The organism is Sphingobacterium sp. 18053 (genome assembly GCF_902706145.1).
GTDB classification, from domain to species: domain Bacteria; phylum Bacteroidota; class Bacteroidia; order Sphingobacteriales; family Sphingobacteriaceae; genus Sphingobacterium; species Sphingobacterium paramultivorum.
In genome coordinates this window covers 1-1,350 of the sequence record NZ_CACSJW010000025.1, presented here as the reverse complement: position 1 = coordinate 1,350, position 1,350 = coordinate 1, and the positions used below count along the sequence as shown (strand labels likewise).

General features: G+C 40.3%; 1 protein-coding gene. It reads left to right on the top strand.

Annotated features, from left to right (window positions below; genetic code table 11):
• Positions 1–78 precede the first annotated feature (78 nt).
• Positions 79–1,311, top strand: coding sequence for an IS256 family transposase (locus tag GVK91_RS27090; RefSeq protein WP_088161093.1), 1,233 nt, complete (start codon positions 79–81; stop codon positions 1,309–1,311).
• Positions 1,312–1,350 lie beyond the last annotated feature (39 nt).

Here is a 1,350-nt window from a genome sequence, read left to right as displayed (position 1 = left end):
TAGAGACTGTAACCTGAACTGTGTCAGAGGAATAATTCAATAAGATTATTTATATTCAATTATTCAAACGACACGGTCATGAAAGAAAAAGACCCATTCGACTTTGAACGCTTCAAGGCAGAAGCCATACAAGGTCTTTACGAAGGTAAAAGTTTGTCTCCCAATGATGGTGTTCTAGCACCGTTAATGAAGCATCTATTGGAATCAATGATGGATGGTGAGCTAGAGAATCATCTGAACGAAGAAAAAGCGTCAGGTAATAGCAACCGGCGAAATGGCAAGACAAAAAAGACTGTCCGAGGTCTCAATACCGGAACATTTGAGCTAGAAACAGGCCGTGATAGATCCGGCACGTTTGAGCCGAAAGTAGTGCCTAAAAGACAATTAATCATCACTGAACAACTTGAGGGACACGTGCTGAGCATGTATGCCAAAGGAATGAGCACACGGGCTATAAGTGAGTTTATCCGCGAAATGTATGCTATGGAGATCTCTGCCACAGAAATATCCCGTATAACTGAAAGTGTGCTTCCAGCTGTAAATGAGTGGCGTAGTAGGCCCTTGGAAGCTGTTTATCCCTTTGTATTCCTGGACTGCATGCACATTAAAGTTCGCCAGAATGGAACGGTTGAATCAAGAGCTATTTATAACATACTAGGAGTCGGTATGGATGGAAGAAAAGATCTGATCGGTCTTTATAGCTCAGAAAATGAAGGGGCTAAGTTCTGGCTTTCTGTGCTTACAGATCTGAAGCAGCGTGGCGTTGAAGACATCCTTATTGCTTGTATTGATGGTCTAAAAGGATTTCCCGAGGCCATAGAAACTATTTTTCCAAAAACAAAGATTCAGCTGTGTATTGTTCATCAGATCAGAACAAGCATGCGTTATGTAACTGAGAAAGATAAAAAGCTTGTAATGGAGGATCTAAAACCGATCTATAAAGCCGTGAACGAAGAAATAGGTTATGAGAACCTCTTGTCTTTCGAAGAAAAATGGGGTAAGAAATATCCGCTTGCTGCCAAATCCTGGATGGATAATTGGACCAATCTTTCTACTTTCTTTGAGTACGAGGATCAGGTTCGCAAGATTATATACACCACAAATCCGATCGAGGGAATGCACCGTCAGATACGAAAAATTATTAAGTCTAAAGGAGCTTTCAGCTCTGAACAGGCGCTCATGAAATTGATGTATTTAATTATTAAAGATATTGCAAAAAAATGGACGATGCCAATGCATAACTGGGGCTTGACCATATCCCAACTTTATATTAGATTTGGGGATAGACTCAAACTAGAAAGAGGTTTTTAAGATTTTAATCCAATGACACAGTTGACGTTACACTCCCAT

Bases quoted from the DNA above. Each gene is read 5' to 3' on its own strand.
- GVK91_RS27090 (WP_088161093.1), top strand. From the start codon at position 79: ATGAAAGAAAAAGACCCATTCGACTTTGAACGCTTCAAGGCAGAAGCC.